Origin of the sequence: Frateuria flava (genome assembly GCF_017837635.1) — a bacterium.
In the GTDB taxonomy this organism is placed as follows: Bacteria; Pseudomonadota; Gammaproteobacteria; order Xanthomonadales; family Rhodanobacteraceae; genus Frateuria_A; species Frateuria_A flava.
The window spans coordinates 68,395-94,919 of record NZ_JAGJRS010000015.1 but is presented as its reverse complement, the minus strand read 5'-3'; the positions used below and the strand labels follow the sequence as shown (position 1 = coordinate 94,919).

Here is a 26,525-nt window from a genome sequence, read left to right as displayed (position 1 = left end):
TTGGAGCCAGATCCGTTATCTGGCGATGGATGAGTTCGCACTGCACAAGGGCCACCGGTATGCCACCATCGTGGTCGATCCGATCAGCCGCCAAGTGCTCTGGGTGGGGCCGGGCCGCTCGCGAGAGACCGCTCGAGCCTTCTTTGAACAACTGCCTGCGGGTGTGGCCGAGCAGATCCACGCCGTGGCGATCGACATGACGACGGCCTATGAGCTGGAGATCAAGGCTCACTGCCCCAACGCCGAGGTGGTCTTCGATCTCTTTCACGTCGTCGCCAAGTACGGCCGCGAAGTCATCGACCGCGTCCGTGTCGACCAAGCGAACAAGCTCCGCCATGACCGGCCGGCGCGTCGGGTGATCAAATCCAGCCGTTGGCTACTGCTGCGCAATCGGGACAACCTGGAGCCTTCTCAAGCGGTACAGCTCAAGGAGCTGCTGCAGGCCAACCAACCCCTGCTTACCGCCTATCTCATGCGGGACGAGCTGAAACGGCTGTGGTTTCACCGCCGGCCCGGCGGGGCCAAGCGTGCGTGGGAGCACTGGCTGGAGCAGGCCCAAACCAGCGGTATCGCCGCCCTGGCGCTCTTCGCGCAACGGCTCAAGGCCTATCTGCACGGCATCCTTTCCCGATGCCGGCACCCGCTCAACACTAGCGTCGTCGAAGGGATCAACAACACCATCAAGGTCATCAAGCGCAGGGCTTACGGCTACCGGGATCAGGAATATTTCTTCCTGAAGATCCGTGCCGCGTTCCCCGGCATTCCGCGATGAACCTTTTCTTTTGGGCGCGGGCTGAGCCCCTCTCCCCTCGGGAGAGGGGTTGGGGAGAGGGTTCGGTATCGCCAAAACGTTCCGCTCCCCCGAACCCTCTCCCGCGCTGCGGGCACCCTCTCCCGGCGGGAGAGGGATTTCGGCCGTGAGGTCTGAGGCAGGCGCTTCGACTTCGCCCTGCGGGCTACGCTCAGCGCGAACGGTTGTTCTTGAGCGCTTCTGCTCGCCCTGCGGGCTACGCTCAGCGCGAACGGTCAACAAAGAACCGTTCACCCTGAGCGTAGGCGCGCAGCGCCGGAGTCGAAGGGCCCGTCGCCCTCACCAGCGCCCACACACGGCGCGCTAAACTTCCCTATCCAGACCCAAGGAGTTCCACGGATGCGCCCGTTCCCGCTCGGAGAAGACATCGACCTGCTGCGCGAAAGCGTTCACGCCTTCGCCGAGAAGGAGATCGCCCCGCGCGCCGACCGCATCGACCGCGAGAACGCCTTCCCGGAAGATTTGTGGCGCAAGTTCGGCGAGATGGGCCTGCTCGGCATGACCATCCCCACCGAATACGGCGGCACCGGCATGGGTTTCCTTGCGCACATGGTGGCGATGGAGGAAATCTCCCGCGCCTCCGGTTCGGTCGGCCTCTCCTACGGCGCGCACTCGAACCTCTGCGTGCAGAACATCTTCCACAACGGCAACGAGGAACAGCGCCGCAAGTACATCCCGAAGCTGTGTTCGGGCGAGTACGTGGGCGCGCTGGCGATGAGCGAGCCGGGCGCCGGCTCCGACGTGGTCGGCTCGATGAGCTGCAAGGCCGAGCTCAAGGGCGACGTGTGGGTCGCCAACGGTTCGAAGATGTGGATCACCAACGGGCCGGACGCCGACGTGCTGCTGGTCTACATGCGCACCGCACCGCGCGCGGCGGGCAGCCGCTGCATGACCGCCTTCATCGTCGAGAAGGGCATGAAGGGTTTCTCCACCGCACAGAAGCTCGACAAGCTGGGCATGCGCGGCTCGAACACCTGCGAGCTGGTGTTCGACAACTGCGAGATCCCCGCCGAAAACATCGTTGGCGAGGTCAACGAAGGCGTGCGCGTGCTGATGAGCGGCCTGGACACCGAGCGCCTGGTGCTTTCCGGCGGCCCGCTCGGCCTGATGCAGGCGGCGCTGGACCTCACCCTGCCCTACGTGCGCGAGCGCAAGCAGTTCAACGCGCCGATCGGCACGTTCGGGATGATGCAGGCGAAGGTGGCCGACATGTACACCGCGCTGCAGTCCTCGCGCGGGTTCGCCTACCTGGTGGCGCAGCAGTTCGATGCAGGCATCAAGTCGCGCATCGACCCGGCGGCGTGCCTGCTCAATGCATCGACCAATGCGGTGAAGGTGGCGCTGGAGGCGATCCAGGCGCTGGGCGGCAACGGCTACATCAACGAGTTCCCGGCCGGGCGGCTGCTGCGCGATGCCAAGCTCTACGAGATCGGCGCGGGCACCAACGAGATCCGGCGCATGCTGATCGGGCGCGAACTGTTCCACGGCAAGGCATGACGAGAGCGCCCGTGATGTGGTCTTTTCGTAGGGCGAGCTGCGGCCCATCATCCGGATGCGTGGCGGCAGGCTGAAGCCCGCCCGACGGCCGCACCGGCCTCCGGAGCTTTTGCGGTAACGCGCAGACAGAACGGGCCCGCAACGCGGGCCCGCTTTTGGCAGGGTGGGCGGAAGCTACCCCACGGAAGCAGGGCGGTGCTGAAGCCCACCCTCGGTGGCTAGAACGACAACCGGTACGCCAGGGTCGCCATGCTTCCCTGCTCGCGCTGGGCGAACCGGTGGTCGAGGCCGAAGGTGAGCCCCGCGCGCGGCGACATCGCCCAGTCGAGCGTCATGCCCGCCACGCCGCCGTAGCGCGACAGCCCGATGCCGCCCAGCGGCGCCCACTGGTCGATGCCGGTGAAGCTCGCATCGAACCCGTCGCCGCGCGTGGCAAGCGCGCGTTGCCAGGCGAGGTGGGCCTGAAGGTCCAGGCTGCCCCCGTTGGCAAAGCTCCACTGCCGCGCGGCGCGCAGACCCAGCCCGGCCTGCCAGCGCTCGATCGCATGCGCGTTGGCCTTGAGGCCGAAACCCCAGGCGCCCTGCTCGTTGAAGCCGCTGCTGTCGATCCGCGCGTATTGCAGGCTGGCGTACGGCGTGAGCGCCAACCGGCCCCATGTGGTGCGGTAGCCGCTCTCGCCATAGGCGACGTCGTAGCGACCGTGGCTGTCGCTGGCGACACCGGCCAGTGCCGGGCCCAGCAACACATGCCGACGCATGGATTCGCGATAGTTGCCCATGCCCACGCGGCCCATCAGGTAGGCGCTGCCCCGCACGAGGCCGCCATAGAGCATGCCTTCGACCGCGTGGCTGCGGCCCTGGTCGGCGGTTTCGACCAGCCGGCCCAGGCCTTGCGACTGGCTCAGGGCGAAGCCGGCTACGCCGTTGCTGCCGATGCGCATGTCCTGCCCGACGAGCGTACCGGAGAGGTCCACGCCGACGTTCGCGTAGCCGCTGCGCGCCAGGTCGCCGTGGTAGCCCAGGTTCTGCGCCCAGCTGCCAGTGCCGTTGCTGTCGAGCAGGCGGTCGAAGCGGTCGGACAGGGCGCGCGTGCCCGCGTCGATCGCCTCGAAAGTCATCGCCGCGCTGGCGGCATGGAGCTGGCCGGAAAGGCTCTCCAGCGACTGTTGAGCGGCGGCAAGGCTTTCGGTGCGCTGGATCAGGCCCGCGCCGTTGAACACCGACGCCGGAACATTCGACGCCACGGCGTTGCGCGCGAGCGCATCATCGATGGATTCAAAGGCGCCTTCCAACCGTCGGGCGCCCGACGCGGAGGCGGCCGTATAGGAAAGACCCTGGACCTGCGTCACGTTGATCCGTGTGGTATCCACCCAGACTTCGTTACCGGTGTAGCTGAGGTCCGTATCGAGGAATACGTTGGGCGCCTTGGTGAAGGTCGCAAACGTGCCAGTGATCCCGCCAATTGCCTGGAGGACGGTTTGGTGGCTGGTTCCCACATAGCCACTGATGGCGCCAGCCGCATAAAGGTCGCCCGCAAGCGTGGCGCTGCCGCTGACCGTGACGACGCCACCCAGATACACGGAAAGCCTGCCGGTGGCCGTCTGCACGAAGTTCCCCCCGATGCCGACGCCATTGACGGCGGACACGACACCGTTGTTCGTCAGGTTTCCCTGGACGCCGGAACCAAGCACATTAGCCCCGAGCAGCAGCGTGCCGGCGCTTCCCACCGACGCCGCACCGGGGACCAGTCCGTTCGCCTCCAGCGTGCCACCGAGGACCCGGGTCAGGCCCTGGTAGCTGTTGGCGCCATTAAGGGTGAGCGTGCCGGCGCCCTGCACCGTCAGACCACCAGCACCGGAAATGTCGTTGTTCCAATATGAGTGGCTGCCGTCCAGCGTGACCGAAACGTCGCCCCAGTCGAACTTCGCCGGTCCGTTGACGGCCTTGCCGACGTTGAGCATGCCGTATCCGAAGATCGCATCCGGGCCGGCGGCACCCAAGTCGTCAGCCGTGCCCAGCAAGGTCTGGCGCACCATGTCGTTGGTGAAATACGGATATGCCTCCCACACCAGCGCCGCTGCGCCGGATACCTGCGGTGCGGTAAACGAGGTGCCGCTGACGATCCAGTAATCCTTGCTCGAATCACCCGTGGGGTAATCCTTGTCGCTGACGATCACGTCGCCCGGGGCGGTCAGGCAGTAATCCATGGCCTTGCCGCAGGCATTGGAATAGTCGGCCAGCTGGGTGTTTCCCGCCGCTGCGCTGTTGCTGTCGGCGGCCACCGCGACCAACCAGCCGCGCTCCAGCTCGGGCGCCAGCGAAGGCAGCGCGGCGATGTCGCTGGGATCGGTGCGGCTTTCGTTGCCGGCCGCGAACACCACCAGGCCGTCGTGGCCGATCACGAAGTCGTCGTAGGCCTGCGCGAAGGCCTGGTTGCTGCCCGGGTCAGTGGTATCCCAGTAGATGCCGCCCCAGGAATTGTTCTGGACGCGCACACCATCGGCGATCAACGCAGGGTTGAGGTACTGGCCGAAGAAATCGGCATCCGAGGCGCCCACGGCATTGCCCTGGCCCGAACCATCGTCGGTCGGCTCCTCGTCCGCGATGATGCGCGCCGACACCAGGCTGGCGCCCGGCGCGATGCCGCCCGGGAACTTGCCCGCCGCGCCGCCCGCGGCGATCTCCGAAACCCAGGTGCCGTGCCCGACCACGTCGTCGACACTGGTGTTGTTGACCTGCGGATCGACGTAGATCAGTTCGTCGATCACCCGCCCGGTCAGGCTGGGATGGTTGCGCATCACGCCGCTGTCGACGATGCCGATGGTGACGCCGGCGCCGGTATAGCCCTGGCTGTGGGCGGTATAGGTGCTGGTCAGGGCCAGCTGCGCATCCAGCGGCGGTTGGTCGGTGGGTGTGCTGGGCGGCTGGGCCGGGGGTGGCGCCGGACGGACGTTGCTGCCACCACCACCGCCACACGCGCTCAGGCTCAACGCGACGAGGATGCCGAGCGCCACGTCCCGGCGGCGCAATACCTGCGTATTCATGCTTGCTCTCCCCACATCCCTTTCCGTGCCGGCCCCGCTGGCGGCCGGCGCCCGCAAACCGGCGCCAGTTTCCCACAAGCCATGCCCTGGAAGCGTGCACGGAAGCGCGGCCAGCGCGGTTTGCCGCACTGCGGCATACGCTGCGATAATGGGCAATCGTCCACGGCGCGCAGGGCGCGCCCAAGCCTCGCGGAGAATCCCCATGTCCGACGTCGTCATTGCCGGCGCCAAGCGCACCGCCATCGGCTCCTTTCTCGGCCAGTTCACCGGCGTGCCCACCCCCACCCTCGGCGCGACCGCGATCCGAGCGGCGCTGGAGCAGTCCGGCGTGGCGCCGTCCGACGTCAGCGAAGTGATCATGGGCTGCGTGCTGACCGCCAACCTCGGCCAGGCGCCGGCGCGCCAGGCCTCGCTCGGCGCCGGCCTGCCGCCGGCCGTCGGCTGCACCACCATCAACAAGGTCTGCGGCTCGGGCATGAAGTCGATCATGCTGGGGCACGACCTGATCAAGGCCGGCTCGGCCGCGGTCGTGGTGGCCGGCGGCATGGAATCGATGACCAACGCACCGCACATGGTCAACGCCCGCACCGGCATCCGCTACGGCGACGGCCAGCTGGTCGACCACATGGCCTACGACGGCCTGACCAACCCGTACGACAACAAGGCGATGGGCATCTTCGGCGAGCAGTGCGCCGACAAGTACCAGTTCAGCCGCGAAGACCAGGACGCCTTCGCGATCGAGTCGGTCAAGCGCTCGCAGGCCGCGCAGACCTCCGGCGCCTTTGCCGACGAGATCGTCCCGGTGACGGTCAAGGGCCGCAAGGGCGACACGGTGGTGGACACCGACGAGCAGCCCGGCCGCTCGGACATCACCAAGATCCCAACCCTCAAGCCCGCTTTCCGCAAGGAAAACGGCACCATCACCGCGGCCAGTTCGTCGAGTATTTCCGACGGTGCCGCCGCCGTGGTGCTGCTCTCGGCGGACGACGCCAAGGCGCGCGGCATCAAGCCGCTGGCGCGCATCGTGGCCCACGCCACCAACTCGCAGGAGCCGGAGTGGTTCACCACCGCGCCGGTCGGCGCGATCCAGAAGGTGCTGGACAAGGCCGGCTGGAAAGTCGAGGACGTGGACCTGTTCGAGATCAACGAGGCCTTCGCGGTGGTTGCCATGGCGCCGATGCGCGAGCTGGGCGTGCCGCACGAAAAGCTCAACGTCAACGGCGGCGCCTGCGCGCTGGGCCACCCGATCGGCGCCAGCGGCGCGCGCCTGGTGGTCACCCTGCTCAACGCGTTGAAGACTCGCGGCGGCAAGCGCGGTGTGGCATCGCTATGCATCGGCGGCGGCGAAGCCACGGCCATCGCGGTGGAGCGGCTGGATTAAGGCCTTTCCGTCACCTTCTGTCGACGGAACGAATGAAAGCCTGTTAACCGGCTTTTTAATATGTACTGAAGGCCAGCGGTAAAACATATGGCGCGTGTTCGGCGAAAGCGCTATTAATACGCGGCCAAAACGGCATTCCACGGCAAAGGAGATCCACCATGAAGTTGACGCGTACCCTACTCGCCTCCGCGCTCGTCGCGCTGCTGGCGGCTTGCAGCAACGGCGCGCAGGATTCCGCGCAGGACGCCCAGCAGTCCGCCGACCAGGCTCAGCAGTCCGCTGACCAGGCCCAGCAGGCTGCGGCGCAGACCGGTTCGCCGGCCGCCGACCAGGCTGCCCAGCAGGCCACCACGGCCGCCAACGCCGCCGGCCAGGCTGCTGATCAGGCCCAGCAGGCTGCTGCTGCCGCCTCGGCTGCCGCCCCGGCCAACAACGACATGTCGAAGGACGCCATGTCGCAGGCCAAGGACGCCGCCGACAACGCTTCGGACCAGGCTGACAAGGCTGCCGACGCTGCCAAGGACGCCGCCGACAACGCCAAGGATGCTGCGGACGACCAGAACAAGGGTCATTGATCCTTCGTTTCGTCCGATCGGAAAAAACCGGCCGCTTGCGGCCGGTTTTTTTATGCGCGTCTTTCCGGCGACACGCGTGTTGACCGCACCCTCGGCGGTCGCCGGTTATCATCGGGAGTTTGGCCGGTGCGCTTCGCTTCAATTCCCTACCGCGCCCATGGATGACACGCCGCCGCGGGCGGCTCCGAACGAATGAGCCAGAGTCCAGTCCGATGACCAGCATTGCTTCGCAGATCGATATCCGTTCGCCCGATTTCCAGGCTTCCAGTGCCGCGCTGCGCGCGCTGGTCGATGACCTGAAGGCGCAACTTGCGCGCAACGCCGAAGGCGGCGGCGCCAAGGCGCGCGAGAAGCACATCGCACGCGGCAAGCTGCTTCCGCGCGAACGCATCCGCGCCCTGCTCGACCCGGGCTCGCCGTTCCTGGAACTGTCGCCGCTGGCTGCGCATGGCATGTACGACGATGCCGCGCCGGCCGCCGGCATCATCACCGGCATCGGTCGCGTCAACGGCATCGAAGTGGTGGTGGTCGCCAATGACGCCACGGTCAAGGGCGGCACCTACTTCCCGATGACGGTGAAGAAGCACCTGCGCGCACAGGAAGTGGCACTGGAGAACCGGCTGCCGTGCATCTACCTGGTCGACTCCGGCGGCGCGTTCCTGCCGCTGCAGGATGAGGTGTTCCCGGACAAGGAACATTTCGGCCGCATCTTCTACAACCAGGCGCGCATGTCCGCGCTCAACATCCCGCAGATCGCCGTGGTGATGGGCAGCTGCACCGCCGGCGGCGCCTATGTGCCGGCGATGAGCGACGAGACCATCATCGTGCGCGAGCAGGGCACCATCTTCCTGGGCGGTCCGCCGCTGGTGAAGGCGGCCACCGGCGAGGTGGTCGATGCCGAGACGCTCGGTGGCGCGGATGTCCATACCTCGGTGTCCGGCGTCGCCGACCATTACGCGGAGAACGACACGCACGCGCTTTCGATCGCACGCGATGTCGTGGCCAGCCTCAATCGTCGCAAGGAGATGCCGCTGGCGCTCCGGCCCCCGGTCGAACCGAAGTACGCGGCCGAGGAACTGTACGGCGTGATTCCGCAGGACACCCGTCGCCCGTTCGACATCCGCGAGGTGATCGCGCGCATCGTCGACGCCTCGGAGTTCCACGAGTTCAAGGCGCGCTACGGCAAGACCCTGGTCACCGGCTTCGCGCACATCCACGGCTACCCCGTGGGCATCGTCGCCAACAACGGCATCCTGTTCGCCGAGAGCGCGCTCAAGGGCGCGCACTTCATCGAGCTGTGCAACCAGCGCAACGTGCCGCTGGTGTTCCTGCAGAACATCACCGGCTTCATGGTCGGCAAGAAGTACGAGCAGGCCGGCATCGCCAAGGACGGTGCCAAGATGGTCACCGCCGTGGCCTGCTCGCACGTGCCCAAGTTCACCGTGGTGATCGGCGGCAGCTTCGGCGCCGGCAACTACGCCATGTGCGGCCGTGCCTACGGCGCGCGCTTCCTGTGGATGTGGCCCAACGCGCGGATCAGCGTGATGGGCGGCGAACAGGCCGCCAGCGTGCTGGCGACCGTCAAGCGCGATGGCCTGGAAGCTGCCGGCAAGGCGTGGAGTGCGGACGAGGAGGATGCGTTCAAGGCGCCGATCCGCGAGCAGTACGAGCGCCAGGGCCACCCCTATTACGCCAGCGCGCGGCTTTGGGACGACGGCATCATCGACCCGGCCGACACCCGACGCGTGCTTGGTCTGGCGATTTCCGCCTCGATGAACGCGCCGATCGAGCCGCAGCGCTTCGGCGTCTTCCGCATGTAGTCCTCCGTAGGAGGCGCTTCAGCCACCGGTCGCAATGCGCGCAAAACGGAGGGCTGACGTCCGCCCTACGCAGCACGCAGCGGCGCTAAGTACACTCTCCCCCACAGGGAGAACGTGATGATCGTAGGCATTGATCTTGGCACCACCCATTCGCTGATCGGCTGCTACGGCGAGTCGGGTCCGCGGCTTTTCACCAACGCCCTTGGCGAGTACCTCACGCCTTCGGTGGTCAGCCTCGACGGCGAGGGGCATGCGCTGGTCGGCCAGGCCGCGCGCGATCGGCTGGTCAGCCATCCCAACGCGAGCGTGGCCAGCTTCAAGCGCTGGATGGGTTCGTCGCGCGAGACGCGCCTGGGCCAGCGCAGCTTCCGTCCGGAAGAACTTTCGGCGCTGGTCCTGCGCTCGCTGCTGGCCGATGCCGAGGCGGCCACCGGTGAAAAGGTCACCGAGGCGGTGATCAGCGTGCCGGCCTACTTTTCCGACGCCCAGCGCAAGGCCACCCAGGCGGCCGGCACACTTGCCGGTATCGGGGTCGAGCGCCTGATCAACGAGCCGACCGCCGCCGCGCTCGCCTATGGCTTGCAGGAGCGGCCGGACGGCTCGCGCTTCCTGGTGTTCGACCTCGGCGGCGGCACCTTCGACGTGTCCGTGCTGGAGATGTTCGATGGCGTGGTCGAAGTGCATGCCAGCGCGGGCGACAATTTCCTGGGCGGCGAGGATTTTCTCGATGTGCTGGAGAAGGCGTTCCTGGCCGACTGCGGCCTGCGTGCGGACGGGCTCGATGGCGCCGCCCGGGGCACGCTGCGCCAGCGGCTGGAATTCGCCAAGCGCAGCCTCACCGGCCAGACGGCCGCAGACGTGCGTGTCACGCTGGGGGACGCCACGCACGAATGGAGCATCGACGAGGCGCGCTTCGCGCAGCTGGCCGAACCACTGGTGCAGCGCATGCGCGCGCCGCTGGAGCGCGCCATGCGCGACGCACGGCTGCAACCTTCGCAGTTGAACGAGATCGTGCTGGTCGGCGGCGCCAGCCGCATGCCACTGGTCGCGCGCATGGTCTCGCGCATGTTCGGCCGCCTGCCCTTGCGCCACGTCAACGCGGACCAGGCGGTCGGACTGGGTGCCTGTGTGGCGGCGGGTCTCAAGGCCCGCGACCAGCGGCTGGACGAGGTCGTGCTGACCGACGTCTGCCCCTACTCGCTGGGTACGGCGGTGGCGCGGCGTGACCCGCAGGGGCGGATCCAGGAGGGGTTCTTCGAGCCGATCATCCACCGCAATATGGTGGTACCGATCAGCCGGGAGCAGGAATTCCTGCCGATCAACGAAGGCCAGAAGCACCTGCGCCTGGACGTCTACCAGGGCGAGAGCCCGCTGGTGGAAAAGAACATCAAGCTCGGCGAGCTGGAGGTTCCGATCGACCCGGCGCGCCCGGTGCATGAAAACACGGTCGCCGTTCGCTTCACCTATGACGCCAATGGCGTGCTGCAGGTCGAGGCACAGGTGCACTCGACCGGCCGGCGCTACGAACTGGTGCTGGAGCAGAACCCCGGCCTGCTGGATGCGGCGCAGATCCGCCAGCGCCTGCAGGCGCTGCAAGAGATCAAGATCCACCCGCGCAGCAAACAGGAGAACCTCGCGGTGCTCTCGCGCGCCGAGCGCCTGTACGAGGAATACCTGCATGCCCGCACCCAGGTGCAGGCGTGGATCGCCCAGTTCCGCGCCGTCCTGGAAACCCAGGACGAGCTGTTGATCCGCGAACACCGGCTGGAACTGGGCCGCGCCCTCGATTCGCTGGAAACGGCCTGATGTCGCCTTTCGCCGAACTCGGGCTCGAGGCCGATGCCGACGAGCGCGCGATCAAGCGCGCCTATGCCGCGCGCTTGCGCCAGACCCGGCCGGAAGACGATCCGCAGGGCTTCCAGGCATTGCACGCGGCCTACCAGGCGGCGCTTGCGTCCTGCCGGCAACGCCAGGCTGGACCGGTGCGCCAGGTGGCGCCGGCGCCCGCCACGCTCGAAACGACGACGGTTGCGACCCAGTCCGCGCCAACACCCTCGCCAGTCCACGCCGAAGTTCACGAAGCACCGTCACCGGTCGGCCGACTCGATCTGGGCGTGTTCGTGCAGGACGCGATCGTGCACGCCGCGGACGGCAACGCGGAGGCGCTCGATCGCTGGCTGCACGGCATCGAGGCGCTATGGTCACTGGACGCCAAGGCCCAGGCTGGCCATGCCCTGGTGGCCGCCATCTACCGCCAGGCGCCGCCCATGCCGGAAGCCTGCCTGGAAACGCTGCTCGCCTTCTTCGGGCAGGACCGCACGCTGACCGGCCACGATGCGATGGCCTTGCACCAGCTCCGCCGCCGCATGGATCTGGCGTGGCATCTCGCACCGGCCCGCCGCGGCCAGCTGGCGCGTGCGCTGCGACTGGTCGAACGCCCGCAACAACGCGCGCTGGACGCCGTGCTGAAACAACTGCAGCAACCGTTCCGCTGGTGGCAGGTGCTGCTGCGTGGCCTGCATACGGGGTTCGCCCGCGAAGTCGCCGCGCTGGTGCAGCGCCTGTGCGGCGGACACCTTGGCCTCCTGCCGGCGTCGCTGGACCGACGCCAGCTGGCGTTCTGGCTGTCCGCCGCCGACATCCACGCGATCGGCCTGCCGCGGCTTGCCCTGGCAGGCGCCCGGGTACTGGCCACGCTCCTGGGGAGCGTGGTCCTGGGCCTGTTCTTCGGCTGGGTCGCCGGTGAGGACGGCGCGATCGATCCGGGAGCCGTCTACGTCACCGTCATGCTCGGGCTGGGGCTGTGCGCGTTCGTCCTGGCCCTTGCCGCCTGGTGGCAGCTGGTGCGCTGGCAGGCCGGCTCCGCGCCCGCAGCGCGATGGCCCGGCAGGCTGCACGCGGCGCTCGTACCGCTGCTGGTCGGCTCCGGGCTGGCGGTGGAATGGCTGGCCGAAGCGCCGTTGGCGGGCTGGCCCGTGCTGCTGCTCTCCGGCTGGCTTGCTGCCGCCCGCGCGCTGGCCGGCCGGCAGCTCCCGGGCAACCTGCGGTTGTGGTTGTGGATCGGCTTCGTGATGGCCTCGCCCGTGGCGCGCACCCTGGCAGGGGCGGATTTCCAACCGGCCTGGTTCACCGGCCTGTTCGCCGCGGCGGCGCTGGGTGCGTGGGGTTTCGACTTGTGGCGGCGGTACCGCCCATGGCGCCCTGCCCGGGTCCGCTGAGCGTCAGCGACCGCGCGGACGAAAATGCAGCGGCACCGGTTCCCGCGCTGCAGGCGCTGGTGCGCAGCCGCCGCAACTGGAGCAACCGTCGCCGCTCCCGCAACCGCCGCTCTTCGCGTCGACCGGCTGCAGCCAGCTACCTGCGCGCCGCAGGGCCGCCGCGCGGCCGGGGCGATCCAGCGCGGCCGAAAGACGCGCCTGCATGCGCTTGGCCGTCTGCGGCAGCAGCTTGCGGAACGCCGCCAGCAGGCTGGCCAGCAGCACCACCGTGAGCACCAGCGCCTGCACGATCGCAAACATGCTCACGAGAGCGCCCGCGCGATCTGATAGGTCAGCAGCGAGGCCAGGTAGGCCAGGCCGAACAGGTAGCCGGCGGTGATCGCCACGTTGCGCCAGGAGTTGGTCTCGCGGCGGATGACGGCGAGCGTGGACATGCACTGCGGCGCGAACACGTACCAGGCGAGCAGGCTGAGCGCAGTGGCCAGCGACCACTGGTGCGCGATCAGCGGCCCGAGCTGGTTGGCGATGGTGTCGTCGCTGCCGGACATCGCGTACACCGTGCCCAGCGCCGACACCGCCACCTCGCGCGCCGCCAGCCCCGGCACCAGCGCGATGCAGATCTGCCAGTTGAAGCCGATCGGCGCGAACACGTAGTGCAGCGCGTGGCCCAGGCGGCCGGCCAGGCTGTAGTCGATCGCCGGCCCGCTGGCGCCCGGCGGCGGCCCCGGGAAGCTGGAGAGGAACCACAGGATCACCGTCAGCGCCAGGATGATGCCGCCGACGCGCTTGAGGAAGATCTTGGCGCGCTCCCACAGCCCCAGCGCCACGTCGCGCACGTTCGGCAGGCGGTAGGAAGGCAGCTCCATCAGCAATGCGTGCTCGCTCTTGTCCTTGCGGAAGCGCTTGATCACGAACGCCACCGCAAGCGCGCTGACGATGCCGGCCACGTACAGCGTGAACAACACCACGCCCTGCAGGTTGAACACGCCCCACACCGTGCGGTGCGGGATGAACGCGGCGATCAGCAGCGTGTAGACCGGCAGGCGCGCCGAGCAGGTCATCAGCGGCGCGACCAGGATGGTGGTCAGGCGATCGCGCGGATCGGTGATGCTGCGCGTGGCCATGATGCCGGGGATCGCGCAGGCGAAGCTCGACAGCAGCGGAATGAAGGCACGCCCGGTCAGACCCGCCTTGAACATCAGCTTGTCCAGCAGGAACGCCGCGCGCGGCAGATAGCCGGATTCCTCCAGCACCAGGATGAACAGGAACAGGATCAGGATCTGCGGCAGGAACACCAGCACCGCGCCCAGGCCGGCGAAGATGCCGTCGTTGAGCAGACTGTGCAGCGCGCTTTGCGGTGGCAGCGCCGAAGTCACCCAGGTGCCGAGCGTGCCCACGCCGGCTTCGATGGCGTCCATGAGCGGCTGCGCCCAGGAGAACACCGCCTGGAAGATCAGGAACATCAGGACGGCCAGGATCCCCAGGCCGAACACCGGATGCAGCGCCCAGCGGTCGATCGCGTCATCCACGGCATCGGTGGCGCGCGGCATGATGACCGTCGCGGCCATCAGCGCGCGCACCTGCGCATGCAGGTCGTTGCGGCTGGCCGGATCGTCCGCCTGCACCGGTGCGGCCACGGGCACGTCGCCATCGACGCGATTGATCAGTGCCTTCGCGCCGCCGCGCCTGACCGCGATCGTCTCCACCACCGGCACGCCGAGCAGCCGCTGCAGCGCCGGCACGTCGATCACGATGCCGCGGCGGCGCGCGGTGTCCATCATGTTGAGCGCCAGCACCACCGGCCGGCCCAGGCGCTTGACCTCCAGCACGAAGCGCAGGTGCAGGCGCAGGTTGGTGGCATCGGCCACGCAGACGATCAGGTCCGGCGCCGGCTCGCCCGGGTAACGGCCCTCGCAGACGTCGCGGGTGATCTGCTCGTCGGGGCTGGCCGCATCGAAGCTGTAGGTGCCCGGCAGATCGAGCAATTGCAGCACGCGGCCGGAGGGCGCCACGAAGCGGCCTTCCTTGCGCTCGACGGTCACGCCAGCGTAGTTGGCGACCTTCTGCCGCCCGCCGGTGAGCTGGTTGAACAGCGCGGTCTTGCCGCAGTTGGGGTTGCCCACCAGGGCGATACGCAGGCCCTGCGCGCTCATGCCGCCTCCGCCTTCACATAGATGCGCGCCGCCTCGCTGCGGCGCAGGGCAAAGCGGGTGGAGCCGATCTGGATCAGCAGGGGATCGGCGCCGAGCGGACCGCAGGCGACCACGCGTACCGGCTCGCCGTCGACGAAGCCCAGGTCGCGCAGGCGCTGCGCGATGGGGTCGCCGGCATGGGCATCGTCCACGCGGTCGACCACGGCGGGCGAACCTTTGGGCAAGTCGGAGAGGCGCACGGTGGGGTATTGAAGATAAGAATGGTTCGCATTATAGGCGAAAGGGACTCGGTGCGCAGGGCGGCTTTGTCGCAAGGCTTCCCCCATCCGCCCTTCGGGCACCTTCCCCCGTGGGACGGGGGAAGGATCGGGACGTGGCATCCAGGCGACTGGGAAACATCAAAGCGCGCGGCAGCCAGTGATCCTTCCCCCGTAGGACGGGGGAAGGTTCGGGACGTAGCATCCAGGCGACCGAAAAACATCGAAGCGCGCGGCAGCCAGTGAACTCTCCTCCGTGGGACGGGGAAGGATCGGGACGTAGCATCCAGGCGACCGGGAAATATCGAAGCGCGCGGCAGCCAGTGAACCTTCCCCCGTTCACGGGGGAAGGTGCCGACAGGCGGATGGGGGAAGCCTTGCCTCACACCACCCCGCTACACTCCCCGCTTTCCGCAGGGAGCCCCGCGCATGTCCGCCATCCTCGTCACCGACCGCGCCGCCGTCCGCCAGATCGCCCTCAACCGCCCGCAGGTGCACAACGCCTTCGACGACGGCCTGATCGCCGAGCTGACCTCTGCGCTGGTGGATGCCGGCCGCGACGAGGCCGTGCGGGCCGTGGTGCTGACCGGCACGGGCGCGAGCTTCTCCGCGGGCGCCGACCTCAATTGGATGCGCGGCATGGCGGGGGCGAGCGAACAGGAGAACCGCGAGGACTCGCTGCGCCTGGCCGCGCTGGTGCGCACGCTGCAATTCCTGCCCAAGCCGACCATCGCGCGCGTCAACGGCGCGGCCTACGGCGGCGGCGTAGGGCTGATCGCCGCATGCGACATCGCCATCGGCGCGGACGGCGCGAAGTTCGGTCTTACCGAAGTGAAGCTCGGGCTGGTGCCCGCGGTGATCTCGCCCTACGTAGTCGCCGCCATCGGCGTGCGGCAGGCGCGCCGGTTGTTCCTCACCGGCGAGATCCTCGACGCGGCCGAGGCCTGCCGCATCGGCCTGCTGCACCGCGTGGTACCGGCCGAGGGGCTGGACGAGGCGGTCGACTTCGGGCTGAAGCTGCTGGCCAAGGCCGGCCCGCAGGCGCAGCGCGAGGCCAAGCAGCTGGCGCTACGCATGGCCGGAATCGACGAGACGGGCGCCGGTGCCATCGACGCGGACAATGCCGAACTGATCGCGCGACTGCGGGTTTCAGCCGAAGGCCAGGAAGGCCTGGGCGCCTTCCTCGACAAGCGTGCGCCCAGCTGGGCACCGTAGGGTGGGCTTCAGCCCACCACCACCCCTGCACGCAAACGAGCCGGTGGGCTGAAGCCCACCCTACGCTAGGGATCGGTCCGGTCGCGTTTCCAACGCTTGCCGGAACGATGCACAAAGCTCGCTCATCTGTTCGTATTCGGGCGTATTCGTGAAAGCCGTGTCCCGTATCGCCTCCAGAAGAAACGCCACGGCCTCGGCGAGCGCATTACGGAGAGTTGCCAGATTGGCGAACGTCGTCCGAAGTTCGGCGAGAACTTGCTGGTGCTTCCCGCCCCGGAGCTCTACGCCGTACGTCTCGGTGAAGTGGTGCACGATGTTGTTGCGCTTGTTCACCAGCTCAGCAAGCTGCTCCCGTATGCCGTCGCTGATTGGAAGGGACCGGTCCATGAACTGCTCCATCAGAGGTCCGAACGGGCGCCTCTTGAGCTTTCCGAGCCGATCCAGCGCTTCGGCGAGGCTGGGGAGCGTCGGGTCCATGAAAGGCAGCAGCGCCTTCAGGTAACGCTCGGCCTCTTGGCAGACAAGCACGATGGCGCCGACCTGCATTTGCAGCTCGCGTTGGAAGTCCGCCTCGGCCACGCCTTACAGCCAGCCCTTCTGCCGCGCCAGCCTGAACGCCTCGATGCGGTTTCCCGCTCCCAGTTTGCCGATCGCCTCGGACAGGTAGTTGCGTACGGTGCCGTGCGAAAGATTGAGCCGCGTGGCGATGTCGCCGGCCGACAGGCCCTCGCCCGCCAGGCGCAGGACCTGGCGCTCGCGGTCATTGAGCGGATCGGCTTCGGTCCAGGCTTCGAGCGCCAGTTGCGGGTCGATCGCGCGGCCGCCGCGGTGAACGGTGCGCAGTGCCTCGGCCAGGTTCTCGGCGGGTGCGTCCTTGAGCAGGTAGCCGGACACGCCGGCATCCAGCGCGCGGCGCAGGAAGCCGGGGCGGGCGAAGGTGGTCACGATGATCACCTTCATCGGCAGCTCTTGCCGCTGGATGCGCTGGGCCAGTTCCAGGCCGGTCAGGCCGGGCATTTCGATGTCGGTGACCAGCACGTCGGGCTTGAGCCGCTGCAGCTCGCGCCAGGCGCTTTCGCCGTCGGCGGCGGAGCCGAGCACCTCGATATCGCTTTCCAGGTTGAGCAGCGCCGACAGCGCGCCGCGCACCATGGCCTGGTCTTCGGCCAGCAGCACCCGGATCATGCGGCGCTCCCGGTGGCGGAAACCACGACCGTTCCGGTGGCAGCGCTTTCCGCGGACACGCTTGCCTGCGCCGCCACCGGCACCCGGATGGACAGCCGCGTGCCATGCCGCGGCGGCGAGTCGATCGCCAGCGTGCCGCCCAGCGCGCGCACGCGCTCGCGCATGCCGCTCACGCCGTTGCCATGCGCGGCCAGCCCGCCCCGCCCGTTGTCGCTGATGTGCATCTGGAGCATCCCGTCTTCGAAGAAAACGCCCGCGCTGGCCTGGGTGGCACGCGCGTGGCGGTGGATGTTGGTGACGGCCTCGCGCAAGACCAGCGCGACTGACGCCTCGATGTTTTCGGGCAGTGCGAGGCCGTCAGGCAGGCGGCCCTCGAATGCCACGCCGGAGGCTTCCAGCATGAGCCGGGCGGAGGTGAGTTCGGCGCCCAGATCGCTGCGGCGCATGCCGGTCACCGCCGCGCGCACCTCGGCGAGGGCATGGCGCGCGACACGTTCGACCTCGGCCATCTCGCGCTGCGCGCGTGCCGGTTCGGCCAGGGCCAGGCGCTTGGCCAGCTCCGACTTGAGCGCCACCAGCGACAGCGTGTGCCCGAGCAGGTCGTGCAGGTCACGACCGATGCGCTCGCGCTCGGCCAACGTCGCCAGGCGCCGCACCTCGGTCTGCGACAGGCGCAGCTCCGCGTCCTTGCGCGCGCTGTGCATGTAGGCGACGTTGCTGAAGCCGCCGAACAGGCCCGACATCACCACCCACAGGGCGGTGCTCAGTGGATCGCCGAAGGCCCACGCCATGGCCAGGGTCAAGGCACCCATCACTGCCACGCTGGCCAGCCAGCGCCGCCACGAGGGCGAGAACGCAGCGACCACGCTGGCGAGGATCAGCAGGATGAACCCAAACGGGTTGCAAGCCCACAGCGCCAGCCCCGTGGCGACCATGCCGGCGACATACCAGTCCACGCGCCGGCGTGGCCCCACGTAGACGCGCGAGTACAGGTACACGAACACGGGCAGCGCCAGCAGCGTGGGCGCCAGCCAGGTTCCCAGCTCGCGATGCAGCGACGCCGGTCCCTGGAACAGGGCCACCAGCGCGAACAACGACAGACCGGCCTGCCAGCGCATGTACAGCGGCGAACGCAGCTGCCCCAGCAGCGAGTCCGGCCGCGGCGCAAACCAGCGCATCACGGGCGAGCTTCCGCTGTCATCGGCAGGCTGTCGACCGGCGCCGCGGGCGCCGCCGCGATCTGCATCGCCGACGCGGGCAACGGCACCACCACACGCAGGCGCGTGCCCTGCCCCTGCTGCGAATGGATCTGCAGGCGGCCGCCGAGTGCGCGCACGCGCTCGCGCATGCCGGTCAGGCCGTTGCCCTCTTCCAGCACGCCACCGCGACCGTTGTCGGCGATGGTCAGGCACAGGCCGCCGTCGATGCATTCGAAGGCCACGTGGGCGCAGGTGGCCGCCGCGTGACGCGCGATGTTGGTGGCCGCCTCGCGCAGCACCAGAGAGAGGCCGCGTTCGGTCTCGGCCGGCAGGCACGGCGGCTGGTCGTAGTCCAGGTGAACGCCGGAGGATTCCAGCAGCAGCCGCGCGGAGGCCAGCTCGGCCGCCAGATCGGTGGCGCGGATGCCGGTGACCGCCGAGCGCACCTGTGCCAGCGCGTGGCGGGCGACGTTCTCGGCCTCGATCACCTCGCGGCGCGCGGCCTCGGTGTCGCGGTCGAAGAGCTTGCGCGAGAGTTCGAGCTTGAGCGTGATCAGCGAAAGCGTGTGACCGAGCAGGTCATGCAGGTCCCGGCCGATGCGCTCGCGCTCGGCGGTCGCGGCAAGTCGGCGGACCTCGTCGTGGGAAAGCTTGAGTGCCGCGTCCTTCTCGTGTTCCAGGCGCTCGACGTGCGTCACCAGACCGATGATCAGCGTCATGCACGGGATGGCGAGCATCGCCTGCCAGGCATAGTGGGCCTGCCAGGCCATCAACAGGAACAACGTGTTGAGGACGAGCAAGCGCGCCAGGAACGGCAGGAACCGCCGGCTCGACAGGCTGCACGACACGCAGCCGTAGATGAAATAGCTGACGCCGCTCGGATAGATCGGCACCAGCACCAAGCCGAACAGCGCCAACGCCAGCGCGTACGTGGGGGCGCGACTGCGCGACGCCAGGAAGACCTTGGCGAACAGCACCACGAAGACCGGATAAGTCAGTACCGTCAGGCCCAGCCAGCGCCAGCTGTACTGGTTGTCGAACACCGGGGTGATGAACACCCAGGCCGACCACAGCAGATGCACGCTCTCGGCCCAGGGCGACTTGCCCTGTCGCCGGATTTCCGCGATGCGCGAGTCCGGTGCGGGCGTAAACCATGCGCGAAGCGGTCTCATCGGGTTGTCCTGGCCATGCGTTCGGGCATGCTACTTCAACCGTACCGACGCAGCCGCCGCGCCGCGAGCAACACGAACGCAACGGTGAACCCGAGCAGCACCAGCACGTGCCCGGCCAGCGCGTCGTGGCCCATGCCCACCGCGGCGAGCGCGAGGCGGTCGAGGTGGTAGCTCGGCCACACCGGCGCGAGCTGCTGCAGCACCTTGGGCAGCATCGGCAGCGGGAACCACAGGCCGGACAGGAACGCCATCGGCAGGTAGACCAGATTGAGCACGCCCGGGCCGCCCTGCCCCTTGACCAACGTGCCGATGAACATGCCCAACGCGCAGAACGGCAATACGCCGAGCACGCCGGTGGCCAGCAGCGCCGCGGCCTGCGCCAGCGACAGCGATACGTGCGCGATCTGCGACAGTCCCAGCAGGAGCAGCACCACGAACGCGGCCGCGCCCATTGCCATCAGCATCTTGCCGAGCAGGTAGGCGCCCGGCGGCATCGGCAGCGCGCGCTTGAGCGTGAGCAGGCCGCCGTCGCGCTCCAGCGCCAGCGACACGCCGAAGCCGAACAGGCCCGGGCTCATCACGCCGAAGGTGGCGTAGCTGGCCAGCAGGTAGCGCGCCGCGTCGGTGCCTTCGCCCCGGGCCATCAGCACGCCGAACACCAGGTAGAACATGCCCGGAAACAGGGTGATCGGCAGCATGAAGCCCGGAGCGCGCAGGTAGCGCAGGCACTCGCTGCGCGCCTCGGCGAGGTAGGCGCCGAGCACGCGGCCGGCGGGCATCGCGTCGTTGCCGGCGGTCGGATCCAGGGAAAGCGTATTCATGTCAGGCGGCCTCTCGCTGGTCGCTGGACGATGCCTCGGCATCGCGGGTGAGTTCGGTAAACGCCTCGGCCAGGCCGGCACGCTGGACTTCCAGCTCGCGCAGCCAGGCATCGTTCTGCAGCAGGCGCAACACGACGACTTCGGCCTCGGCGGTGGTCAGCTGCAGGCGACCGCCCTCCACGCGCACCTCGGCCACTTCGGGCCAGGCGGCCACTGTTTCGGGCAACAGCGTGCTGATGCAGCGGATGCGTTTGACGCCCACGCGGGCGCGCAACTCATCGACCGTGCCTTCGTGGATGGCGCGGCCGTGGGTCATCACGCAGACGCGGTCGGCCAGCGCCTCGGCCTCTTCCAGGTAGTGCGTGGTCAGCAGCACCGAGCAGCCTTCGCCGACCAGCCGGCGGATCGCCGCCCACAACGCCTGGCGCGCCTCGATGTCCAGGCCGACGGTCGGTTCGTCCAAGAACAGCAGTTGCGGACGCCCGCACAGCGCCAACGCGAACTGCACGCGCCGCTGCTGGCCGCCGGAGAGCTTGCCGTAGGGGCGGTCGAGCAGGTCCTCGACCGCGGCCAGTTCGGCCGATTCCTGCAGCACGCGCGGATGGGCGTAGTAGCTGGCAGTCAGGCGCAGCAACTCGCGCACGCGCAGCGTCGGCGGCAGCGTGGCGCTCTGCAACATCACGCCGATCCACCGGCGCGCCTCGATGCGCTGCGGATCGAGCCCGAACAGCTCCACGTCGCCTGCATCGGGCCGGTGCAACCCCAGCAGCAGACCGATGGCAGACGACTTGCCGGCGCCATTGGGACCGAGCAGCGCGAGCAGCTCGCCGCGATGCAGCGCAAGGTCCAGGCCGTTGACGGCGGTGAGCGCGCCGTAGCGCTTGACCGCGCCGCGCAGGCGCGCGACCGGGACAGCTGACATGTCCATGGGACCTCCTTGGTATGGACGCAAACATTAGGCACGGCAAGGCCTTGCGGACACTGGTCGACGTCAGCCGGCGCTGGTGACAGCCGTCATGCGGGGTTACGGCGGAGCCGGGCGCACGGTATCCTTGGGTTTATCCCCGGCCCGTCAGGCGCGCTTTGCACGGTCGAAAAGACGGGTCCGCACAACCGCATGCGCCGAACGCCGCGCGTGCCCGCAATCATCGCCAGCGACGCCATCGAGGCGCCGGCCGGCCACGAGGAGGACTGCCATGGGTGTGATCGATCAGCTGCGCGAGATGCGCGAATTCGGCGGCAAGCCGCGGACCGTTGGCCTGGACGACGCCAGCATCGAGCGCATGGCGGCCAGCGCCCCCGAACTGGTGCAGGCGGTGGACGAGGCCCTGGCCCGCCATCGCGAACTGCGCGGGGAGCTTGGCGACTTCCTCAAGCTGGACGAATCCGAGCAGCTGGCCAAGGCCCAGGCCGGCTACGTCAACTTCTACCCTGACGACGCGATCAACCCGTACCTGCCGGCCGCCGCGCGCGGCCCGTGGATCGTGACGCTCAAGGGCGCGGTGCTGCACGACAACGGCGGCTACGGCATGCTCGGCTTCGGCCACAACCCGCCGGCCATCCTGGAGGCGCTGTCCCGGCCGCAGGTGATGGCCAACGTGATGTCGCCGAGCGTCTCGCAGCTGCGCTTCACGCGCGCGATGGACCAGGAGCTCGGCCGCAGCCGCGGCGCCAATCCGTACAAGCACTACCTGTGCCTCAATTCCGGCTCCGAAGCGGTCGGCCTGGCCTGCCGCATCGCCGACGTCAACGCCAAGCTGATGACCGATGCGGGCGGCCGCTACGCCAACCGCACGATCAAGCGCCTGTCCGTGCGTGGCGCCTTCCACGGCCGCACCGACAAGCCGGCGCTGTATTCCGACTCCAGCCGCAAGACTTACCAGCAGCACCTGGCCAGCTACCGCCACGAGGACACGCTGATCACGGTCGCGCCCTACGACGTCGAGCAGCTCAAGGCCGCGTTCGCCGATGCGGACAAGCACGGCTGGTTCATCGAGGCCATGTTCCTGGAGCCGGTGATGGGCGAAGGCGACCCGGGCCGCGCCGTGACGCCGGAGTTCTACAAGGCCGCGCGCGAACTGACCGAGGCGCACGGCACCCTGTTGCTGGTCGACTCGATCCAGGCCGGCCTGCGCGCGCACGGCGTGCTGTCGATCATCGACTACCCCGGTTTCGAGAACCTGCCGGCGCCGGACATGGAGACCTTCTCCAAGGCGCTCAACGCCGGCCAGTACCCGCTGTCGGTGCTGGCGGTGAGCGACCACACCGCCGGCCTGTACCGCAAGGGCATCTACGGCAACACTATGACCACCAACCCGCGCGCGCTGGACGTCGCGCTCGCCACGATGGATCTGCTCACCGACGAAGTGCGCGCCAACATCAAGGCCCGCGGCGAGGAGTTCGTGGCCAAGCTGGAAAAGCTCAAGGACGAACTGGGCGGCCTGATCACGAAGGTGCAGGGCACCGGCCTGCTGTTCTCGTGCGAGCTGGCGCCGCAGTTCAAGTGCTACGGCTCCAACTCCACCGAGGAATACATGCGCGAGCATGGCGTGGGCGTGATCCACGGCGGCGCCAATTCGCTGCGCTTCACCCCGCACTTCAACGTGACCAGCGCCGAGGTCGACCTGGTCATCGACCACGTACGCCAGGCGCTGCTGAAGGGGCCGCGCAAGCAGACCGCCGAGGCGGCCTGAGCGGCCCCGGTTTGAATCGCAGGGCGCGTCGTCACCGGCGCGCCCTTTTTCATACCTGGCGAACGCAAACCTTGCAGGAGCGACCGGGGTGCAAGCGGGCGAAGTGGCCGGTGCCTTGCGCTCGCGCCCAGGGGCGCTCCTACACACGCGTCATTCGAGGAATCCAGCATGCCCGTCACCGAAGTCCGCCACCCACTGATCCGCCACAAGCTGGGGCTGATGCGCCGTGCCGGCATCAGCACCAAGGAGTTCCGGGAACTGGCCTCCGAAGTGGCTGCCCTGCTCACCTACGAGGCGACCAAGGACCTGGACACGCTCGATGAGACGATCGAGGGCTGGGCCGGTCCGGTGACGGTCGAGCGCATCAAGGGCAAAAAGGTCACCATCGTGCCGATCCTGCGCGCGGGCCTTGGCATGCTGCCGGGCGTGCTGGACCTGATTCCCTCGGCGAAGGTCAGCGTCGTCGGCGTGCAGCGGGACGAAACCACGCTTGCTCCGGTCGCTTATTACGAAAAGCTCAGCGGCAGCATGCACGAGCGCACCGCGTTGATCGTCGACCCGATGCTGGCCACCGCCGGCACGCTGGTGGCGGCGGTGGACATGCTCAAGGCGGCCGGTTGCCAGCGCATCAAGGGGTTGTTCCTGGTCGCCGCGCCGGAAGGCCTCAAGCGCATCGGCGAGGCGCATCCGGACGTGGAGATCTACACCGCCTCGATCGATCAGCGCCTCAACGAGAGGGGCTACATCCTTCCCGGGCTGGGCGATGCGGGCGACAAGATCTTCGGGACGAAGCAGTTGCCGGGCTGAAAGGGCTTTGCAGGGTGGTTTCAGCCCACCACCACGGTTGCCCGGCGAGGTTGCCGGTGGGCTGAAGCCCACCCTACGGCGCTTCGTTGGGCATCCATGCGAGCCCCGGCCCCTCACCCTGCCCTCTCCCCGGCGGGGAGAGGGAGCAAAGTGCGCCTTCGGCGCTACGTTCTGAAACGGTCGGTCGCTTCGATCAGCTCGTGCGTGATGCCAGGCTCGAAGGCCGAGTGCCCGGCGTCCTGGACGATCCGCAGGTCGGCTTCCGGCCACGCGCGATGCAGATCCCACGCGCTGCGGATCGGGCACACCACGTCGTAGCGCCCCTGCACGATCACGGTGGGGATGCGACGGATGCGATCCACGTTGCGCAGCAGCTGATCGTCATGCTCGAAGAAGCCGCCGTGCACGAAGTAGTGGCATTCGATCCGTGCGAACGCGAGCGCGAACTCGTCCTCGCCGCTGCTGGCGATGTAGCCAGGGTCCTGGAACAGGAAGCTGGTGCCGGCTTCCCAGGTCGACCAGGCGCGCGCGGCTTCCAGCCGGGTCGTCGCATCCTGACTGGTGAGGCGACGGTGGTAGGCGCTCATCAGATCGCCGCGCTCGGCCTCGGGAATGGCCGCGAGGTAGGACTCCCACGCATCCGGGTAGATCGCGTCGCAGCCCTTCTGGTAGAACCACTCCAGCTCCCAGCGACGCAGCATGAAGATGCCGCGCAGCACCAGCTCGGTCACCTTGTCCGGATGGCTCTGCGCATAGGCCAGTGCCAGCGTCGATCCCCAGGAGCCGCCGAACACCTGCCAGCGCGAAATCTTCAGGTGCTCGCGCAGCCGCTCGATGTCGGCGACCAGATCCCAGGTGGTGTTGTCGGTCAGTTCCGCGTGCGGCGTCGAGCGCCCGCAGCCGCGCTGGTCGAACAGGATGATCCGGTAAACCGCTGGATCGAAGAAGCGCCGGCAGCGCGGACTGGCGCCGGCGCCCGGGCCACCGTGCAGGAACACCACGGGCTTGCCGTCAGGATTGCCGCTCTGCTCGTAGTAGATCGTGTGCAGCCCGGACACCGGCAGCATGCCACTGTCGTAGGCCTCGATCTCCGGATACAGCGCGCGGCGTTCCTGGGTCATGCCTGGTTCTCCGTGGGGGATGGGAAGCGACCAAGGCTAGCACCCGCGCCTCCGTTGTAGGAGCCCGCTTGCGGGCGATGCTCTTTCGGGAGGGTTGCCATGGCATCGCCCGCAAGCGGGCTCCAAGGCGCGGGGCGGTTATTCGAACAGCTTGCCCGGGTTGAGGATGCCGCTGGGATCGAAGACCTGGCGTACCCCCCGCATCAGCGCGATCTCCGCGGCGCTGCGCGTGCTGCCCAGGTAGTCCCGCTTGACCAGCCCGATGCCGTGCTCGGCGGAAATGCTGCCGCCGTGGCGTTGCAGCGTATCGGCCAACAGTCGCGTCACCCGCTCGCAGTGCGCGATGAACTCTGCCAGCTGCATGTCTTCGGGCGGCAGGATGTTGATGTGCAGATTGCCGTCGCCGATGTGACCGAACCAGACCACCTCCATCCGCGGGTATTCGCGCGCCAGCAGCGCCTGCATCTCGTGCAGGAACGCGGGCATCGCGCCGATGCGCAGGGCGATGTCGTTCTTGTACGGCTTGCGCGGCGCCAGGCTTTCCGTAATGCCTTCGCGCAACCGCCATAGCGTCGCTGCCTGCGATTGGCTCTGCGCGATCACGCCATCGGCGATCCAGCCCTCGCGAACCCCATCCTCGAACGCCAGCAACGCGGCCTGCTCGTCGGCGTCGTCCAGTGCGTCGTACTCGGCCACCACGTAGTACGGCAGATCGGCGTCGATGGCCCGCTGGGCACCGTGCGCCAGCACGTGCTTGAGTGCCATGTCGGTGAAGAACTCGAACGCCTGCAGCTTCAGCTGTGCACGGAACAGCCCGAACACTTGCATCAGTGCCTCCATGTGCGGCAACGCCAACAGCATGGTCTGCGCCGGTGGCGCCGGATCGGTGAGTTTGAGCTGCGCGCCGACCACCACCCCCAGCGTGCCTTCCGAGCCGATCATCAGCTGGCGCAGGTCGTAGCCGCTGGAATTCTTCAGCAGCCCGCGGTTGAGCTCCAGCAACTGGCCATTGCCGGCGACCACCGTGAGGCCGCCTATCCACTCGCGCGTGGTGCCGTAACGGATCACGCGGATGCCGCCTGCATTGGTGGCGATGTTTCCGCCGATCGTGCAGGAGCCGCGCGCGGCGAAATCCACCGGATAGAGCAGGCCGTGCGAGCGCGCCGCCTCGTGCACGGCTTGCAGGGTGACGCCGGCCTCGACCGAGAGCAGCCGGTCGGTGGCATCGAAGCCGAGCACGCGATTCATCCGCTCCAGGCTCAGCACCAGCTCACCGCGCGCCGCAACGGCACCGCCGGACAGGCCCGTGCGACCACCGGAGGGCACCAACGCGACCTGCCGCTCGCTGGCCCACTGCACGATGGCCTGGACTTCCTCGATCGAGCCAGGCAAAGCCACGGCCAGGGGCGAGGGCCCCCAGCGGCGGGTCCAGTCACGACCGTAGTGGATCAGGTCGGCAAGCTCGGTGAGCAGTCGCAGCGAGGGGACGCGGGTGGTCAGTTCGGTGAGGCGCGGGTCGGTCATGGCAACTCCGGGGGGAATCGCCAGCCTGCCAG

At 68.4% G+C, this 26,525-nt stretch carries 22 protein-coding genes; 10 read left to right on the top strand and 12 right to left on the bottom strand.

The window, feature by feature from the left end; translation table 11 throughout:
- The coding region (locus tag J7I44_RS07770; protein ID WP_209618523.1) for an ISL3 family transposase at positions 1-772 on the top strand (772 nt) is incomplete at its 5' end.
- A gap of 378 nt (positions 773-1,150) precedes the next feature.
- Entirely contained in the window at positions 1,151-2,308 is a 1,158-nt protein-coding gene (locus tag J7I44_RS07765; RefSeq protein ID WP_209618520.1) for an isovaleryl-CoA dehydrogenase, read from the top strand.
- Between the two features lie 218 nt (positions 2,309-2,526).
- On the opposite strand, the gene J7I44_RS07760 is transcribed toward J7I44_RS07765, so the two are convergent.
- On the bottom strand, positions 2,527-5,352 hold the full coding sequence (locus tag J7I44_RS07760) for an autotransporter serine protease (RefSeq protein WP_209618516.1): 2,826 nt from the start codon (positions 5,350-5,352) through the stop codon (positions 2,527-2,529).
- A 202-nt stretch (positions 5,353-5,554) separates the two neighbouring features.
- On the opposite strand from J7I44_RS07760, the gene J7I44_RS07755 reads away from it, so the two are divergent.
- From J7I44_RS07755 to J7I44_RS07735, 5 genes are all read left to right on the top strand, one after another.
- Complete coding sequence (locus J7I44_RS07755; RefSeq protein ID WP_209618513.1) at positions 5,555-6,733, top strand: thiolase family protein; 1,179 nt, start codon at positions 5,555-5,557, stop codon at positions 6,731-6,733.
- 158 nt (positions 6,734-6,891) lie between these two features.
- The gene (locus tag J7I44_RS07750) at positions 6,892-7,308 is read left to right on the top strand and encodes a hypothetical protein (RefSeq protein ID WP_209618510.1); all 417 of its coding nucleotides are present in this window, start codon (positions 6,892-6,894) and stop codon (positions 7,306-7,308) included.
- A gap of 212 nt (positions 7,309-7,520) precedes the next feature.
- Entirely contained in the window at positions 7,521-9,128 is a 1,608-nt protein-coding gene (locus tag J7I44_RS07745; RefSeq protein WP_209618507.1) for a carboxyl transferase domain-containing protein, read from the top strand.
- A 117-nt stretch (positions 9,129-9,245) separates the two neighbouring features.
- Positions 9,246-10,934, top strand: a complete 1,689-nt coding sequence (locus J7I44_RS07740; protein WP_245188027.1) for a molecular chaperone HscC — start codon at positions 9,246-9,248, stop codon at positions 10,932-10,934.
- Positions 10,934-12,346, top strand: coding sequence for a J domain-containing protein (locus tag J7I44_RS07735; protein ID WP_209618501.1), 1,413 nt, complete (start codon positions 10,934-10,936; stop codon positions 12,344-12,346). Before J7I44_RS07740 ends, J7I44_RS07735 begins: the two co-directional genes overlap by 1 nt.
- A gap of 3 nt (positions 12,347-12,349) precedes the next feature.
- Here the strand turns inward: J7I44_RS07735 and J7I44_RS07730 are convergent, their stop codons facing one another.
- The 3 genes from J7I44_RS07730 to J7I44_RS07720 are packed head-to-tail and all read right to left on the bottom strand — an operon-like array spanning position 12,350 to position 14,738.
- Complete coding sequence (locus tag J7I44_RS07730; protein ID WP_342451878.1) at positions 12,350-12,646, bottom strand: DUF6587 family protein; 297 nt, start codon at positions 12,644-12,646, stop codon at positions 12,350-12,352.
- A gap of 2 nt (positions 12,647-12,648) precedes the next feature.
- On the bottom strand, positions 12,649-14,499 hold the full coding sequence (gene feoB / locus J7I44_RS07725) for a ferrous iron transport protein B (RefSeq protein WP_209618496.1): 1,851 nt from the start codon (positions 14,497-14,499) through the stop codon (positions 12,649-12,651).
- On the bottom strand, positions 14,496-14,738 hold the full coding sequence (locus tag J7I44_RS07720; protein ID WP_209618493.1) for a FeoA family protein: 243 nt from the start codon (positions 14,736-14,738) through the stop codon (positions 14,496-14,498). Before J7I44_RS07720 ends, feoB begins: the two co-directional genes overlap by 4 nt.
- A gap of 447 nt (positions 14,739-15,185) precedes the next feature.
- Between J7I44_RS07720 and J7I44_RS07715 the strand changes: the two genes are divergently transcribed.
- Complete coding sequence (locus J7I44_RS07715) at positions 15,186-15,971, top strand: enoyl-CoA hydratase/isomerase family protein (RefSeq protein WP_209618489.1); 786 nt, start codon at positions 15,186-15,188, stop codon at positions 15,969-15,971.
- A 60-nt stretch (positions 15,972-16,031) separates the two neighbouring features.
- On the opposite strand, the gene J7I44_RS07710 is transcribed toward J7I44_RS07715, so the two are convergent.
- The 6 genes from J7I44_RS07710 to J7I44_RS07685 are packed head-to-tail and all read right to left on the bottom strand — an operon-like array spanning position 16,032 to position 21,276.
- Positions 16,032-16,550, bottom strand: coding sequence for a hypothetical protein (locus tag J7I44_RS07710; RefSeq protein ID WP_209618486.1), 519 nt, complete (start codon positions 16,548-16,550; stop codon positions 16,032-16,034).
- Positions 16,551-16,553: 3 nt separating this feature from the next.
- Positions 16,554-17,156: a response regulator transcription factor gene (locus J7I44_RS07705; protein WP_209618483.1), complete on the bottom strand. Its 603-nt coding sequence runs from the start codon at positions 17,154-17,156 to the stop codon at positions 16,554-16,556.
- Positions 17,153-18,334 carry a sensor histidine kinase gene (locus J7I44_RS07700; protein WP_245188034.1) on the bottom strand — a complete coding sequence of 394 codons (1,182 nt, stop codon included), beginning with the start codon at positions 18,332-18,334 and terminating at the stop codon, positions 17,153-17,155. The genes J7I44_RS07705 and J7I44_RS07700 overlap by 4 nt, the downstream gene beginning before the upstream one ends.
- The gene (locus tag J7I44_RS07695) at positions 18,334-19,527 is read right to left on the bottom strand and encodes a sensor histidine kinase (RefSeq protein ID WP_209618477.1); all 1,194 of its coding nucleotides are present in this window, start codon (positions 19,525-19,527) and stop codon (positions 18,334-18,336) included. Before J7I44_RS07695 ends, J7I44_RS07700 begins: the two co-directional genes overlap by 1 nt.
- A gap of 35 nt (positions 19,528-19,562) precedes the next feature.
- Positions 19,563-20,348, bottom strand: coding sequence for an ABC transporter permease (locus tag J7I44_RS07690; protein WP_209618475.1), 786 nt, complete (start codon positions 20,346-20,348; stop codon positions 19,563-19,565).
- Position 20,349: 1 nt separating this feature from the next.
- Complete coding sequence (locus J7I44_RS07685) at positions 20,350-21,276, bottom strand: ABC transporter ATP-binding protein (RefSeq protein WP_209618471.1); 927 nt, start codon at positions 21,274-21,276, stop codon at positions 20,350-20,352.
- 268 nt (positions 21,277-21,544) lie between these two features.
- Here J7I44_RS07685 and J7I44_RS07680 point away from each other — a divergent pair, with 268 nt between their 5' ends.
- Entirely contained in the window at positions 21,545-23,041 is a 1,497-nt protein-coding gene (locus tag J7I44_RS07680; RefSeq protein WP_209618468.1) for an aminotransferase class III-fold pyridoxal phosphate-dependent enzyme, read from the top strand.
- A gap of 168 nt (positions 23,042-23,209) precedes the next feature.
- Entirely contained in the window at positions 23,210-23,848 is a 639-nt protein-coding gene (gene upp, locus J7I44_RS07675) for a uracil phosphoribosyltransferase (protein WP_209618464.1), read from the top strand.
- 164 nt (positions 23,849-24,012) lie between these two features.
- Here upp and pip read toward each other — a convergent pair whose 3' ends face one another.
- Together pip and J7I44_RS07665 are read right to left on the bottom strand one after the other, a co-directional pair.
- The gene (gene pip / locus J7I44_RS07670; protein ID WP_209618462.1) at positions 24,013-24,969 is read right to left on the bottom strand and encodes a prolyl aminopeptidase; all 957 of its coding nucleotides are present in this window, start codon (positions 24,967-24,969) and stop codon (positions 24,013-24,015) included.
- A 138-nt stretch (positions 24,970-25,107) separates the two neighbouring features.
- A complete protein-coding gene (locus tag J7I44_RS07665; protein WP_209618459.1) occupies positions 25,108-26,493 on the bottom strand; it encodes an FAD-binding oxidoreductase in 1,386 nt (461 codons plus the stop codon).
- Positions 26,494-26,525: the final 32 nt, after the last annotated feature.